4 protein-coding genes are annotated in these 2826 nt (G+C 70.1%); 3 read left to right on the top strand and 1 reads right to left on the bottom strand.

What is annotated here, in order from left to right:
• Positions 1–610, top strand: a 610-nt coding sequence (locus ACLN58_RS20400) for a DUF222 domain-containing protein (RefSeq protein ID WP_415857060.1), incomplete at its 5' end; no start/stop codon positions are given.
• A 136-nt stretch (positions 611–746) separates the two neighbouring features.
• Here the strand turns inward: ACLN58_RS20400 and ACLN58_RS20405 are convergent.
• A complete protein-coding gene (locus tag ACLN58_RS20405) occupies positions 747–1403 on the bottom strand; it encodes an NADPH-dependent F420 reductase (RefSeq protein WP_415857061.1) in 657 nt (218 codons plus the stop codon).
• Between the two features lie 137 nt (positions 1404–1540).
• On the opposite strand from ACLN58_RS20405, the gene ACLN58_RS20410 reads away from it, so the two are divergent.
• Together ACLN58_RS20410 and ACLN58_RS20415 are read left to right on the top strand one after the other, a co-directional pair.
• Complete coding sequence (locus ACLN58_RS20410) at positions 1541–2047, top strand: chorismate mutase (protein WP_415857062.1); 507 nt, start codon at positions 1541–1543, stop codon at positions 2045–2047.
• 3 nt (positions 2048–2050) lie between these two features.
• Positions 2051–2826, top strand: a 776-nt coding sequence (locus tag ACLN58_RS20415) for a hypothetical protein (protein WP_415857063.1), incomplete at its 3' end; no start/stop codon positions are given.

Genomic DNA, 2826 nt, shown 5'->3' on the forward strand with positions numbered 1-2826 from the left:
TCTTGCGGCGGGCGGGGTGCGGATGGAGGTCGTGGTCACCGTCCCGGCCACGACGCTGACTGGTGAGTCCGAGACTCCGGGCGAGCTTCTCGGGTACGGACCCCTCGACGCGACGGCCGCGCGGGAACTAGCTGCCGAGGCCGCGACCTGGACCACGATGTACGTGAATCCTTCGACGGGAGCTCCGCTCGCGGTCGGACGGCGGCGCTACACCCCGTCCCTCGCGATGCGGCGGTTCCTCGGCGCCCGCGACCGCACGTGCCGGTTCCCTGGCTGCGACAAGTCGGCCCCGTCCACAGAGGCCGATCACACTACCGAGTGGCAGCACGGCGGAACGACGGACGCCGCCAACCTTGCTCTGTTGTGCCGCGAACACCATCGCCTCAAAACGCTCGGCCACTGGCAAGTCACCCAAGTCAGCCCGGCCACCGGTCTACATCCAGCCGGCGCGCAACAGTTCGAGGGCCCGTTCAGCCATAGGGCAACGGGTGCGGCCCCGGAGGCCCCGGAACTGCCAGCACCGCCACCGGGCGGCGTCCTCGAATGGACTTCACCGACGGGGCGCCGCTACACGACCTACCCCGAGGCCGACCCGCCGCCGCCCTTCTGATGCTGATTGCGATCCCGGGCCCACACGCCGGCCTCGAGGACGCGGACCGTGAACGCCGTCGAAGTCGGGCCTCGCTGCCGCGTGCCGCCGGTGCCCTCCGGCAACTCAGGCTGGTCTGCGCTGCTCCCCGGATTGCCTATTCCCCCGCTTGCACGATCCGGATGTTGAATTCCGCCGTGCCTAGGGTCCCCATGAGTCGCACCCAGAGCGGCAGGTACATTTCGAGGCCGCGCGCTGCCTTGATTCCGCCGAGGTCCCGGATCCTGTCGCGGTGCCAGCCCAGCGAGAGAAGGAGGCCGGCGACATCCGCCTTGGCGTCGGCATCGTCGCCCGCGATGAAGACGTCGTGGACGCCATCAGCGATCCGTTCGGGAGCCACCATGACGGACACGTTGATGGTGTTGAGGGCCTTGACCACCCGCAGCGAGGGGAATGCGTGCTGGAGCTGCTCGGCGAGGCTGGTGCGGTTCGAGGCGGAGAGGAACGGCGGGAAGCCCGCCGAGAAGTCGAGGGGATTGGCAACGTCAATGAGCACCTTGTCGCCCAAGGCCTCGGCGCCGACAGAGAGCAGGACGTCGAGCGACGCCGTGCCTGAGGTCGCATTGACCAGGAGTTCCCCGGCCTCGGCCGCGTCGGCGAAGTCCGTCGCGTGGGCGTGATGCGCGGCTGCCCACTCGAGCGCTTCCGGTTTCGCGGCGTCGCGCGAGCCGATCGTTACGCTGTGCCCGAGTTTCGTGAACGCGGCGCCGAGCGTTCGGCCGACCGTTCCGCTGCCTAGGATTCCGATCTCCATGTGCTCTCCCGCTCCCTCGATAGGCGCTCCCGCCCCGTTGTGCCTCTCAGTGCCCTGACTCTTACAAGCCCTATCGTGCACGGGCCGAGGCGGTCAACAGCCAGCGGGGCTGAGGGCGCGGCCCATAGACTGGGCTCATGACCGAGCAGCACCGAGCCGACGGCCGCCCCGAGACTGACGAGACCACCGATCAGGACTACGATCCCACCGCCAGTTCCCTCAAGGGCAGCGTGGATCCGGCCGTCATGGAGGAGCTTCTCTCGATCCGCTCGAGCATCGACAACTTCGACGCGACGCTCGTGTATCTCCTCGCCGAGCGGTTCAAAGTGACGCAACGGGTGGGCTGGCTCAAGGCCAAGCACCACCTCCCGCCCGCAGACCCGGCCCGCGAAGCCGCGCAGATCGCGCGGCTCCGTCGCCTCGCGGAGGACGCCCAGCTCGACCCGGCGTTCGCCGAGAAGTTCCTCAACTTCATCATCAGCGAGGTCATCCGCCACCATCAGGCCATCTCGGAGGATCACCACGCCCGGCAGGGCGACCCCTCCGGTCTTGGATCCGGCGCGTCAGGCTCTGATTCCAGCGGTCCGGCATCCGTTTCGGCCGAGGCTCCTGCGGACGCCGGCAGCGCGTCGGGCCAGGCCTGAGGCGTGGCCGAACAGGTCACCGCGACGGCGCTCGGCGACTGGCCGGGAACCGACCCCGTCGAGGCCGAGAAGGCCATTCGCGGCGAGCTTGGCGCCCCGCACCTGCCGTTCCTGGCCGAGCTCCCGGGCCGCGGCGTCGGCTCCGATCCCGTGGGCCGAACCGCCGCGCTCCTCGTTGACCTTCATGCCGATGTCCAGCCACACGGGTGGCGCGTCGTCGACCGTCCCGGCAGGGACGCGCTCCGCGCCGCGTCCGCGCTGGCCACGGACCTCAACGTCCTCGCCGACGTTGCCGGGACCGAGGAGGCCCGCGCAGGCGAGCTCCAGGTCCGATTCCTCGGCCCGCTGAGTCTCATGGCCGGGCTGTACCTCCACAACGGCGAGCGAGTCCTTGCCGATCCTGGCGCGCGGCGGGATGTCGTGCAGTCGCTCGCCGCGGGCGTGGGACCGTTCCTCGCGCGCGTCCAGTCGGCCGTGCCCGCCACGAAACTCACAGTTCAGCTCGCCGAGCCAGAGGCAGCGAAGGTCCTCGGGGGTCTCCTCCCCACGGCGAGCGGCTACCGCACGCTCCGCTCGCTGCCGATCTCGGAGGCGCGCGCGGCTTGGAGCCAGCTCGCCGAGGCCCTGCGCGAGGGCGGCGCCGAGCAAGTGATCGTCCACACGGAGACGTGGGAAGCGCCGATCGCGGGCGTCCTCGAGGCCGGCGCCGACGGAGTCTCGCTTCCGTTCGAGGGACTTACCGTTCCGCAGTGGGAGCAACTCGCTGGGGCCATCGAGGC

The sequence above is a fragment of the Sinomonas sp. G460-2 genome, from assembly GCF_047759905.1.
Taxonomy (GTDB): domain Bacteria; phylum Actinomycetota; class Actinomycetes; order Actinomycetales; family Micrococcaceae; genus Sinomonas.

Bases quoted from the DNA above. Each gene is read 5' to 3' on its own strand.
- ACLN58_RS20405 (WP_415857061.1), bottom strand. From the start codon at position 1,403: ATGGAGATCGGAATCCTAGGCAGCGGAACGGTCGGCCGAACGCTCGGC.
- ACLN58_RS20410 (WP_415857062.1), top strand. From the start codon at position 1,541: ATGACCGAGCAGCACCGAGCCGACGGCCGCCCCGAGACTGACGAGACC.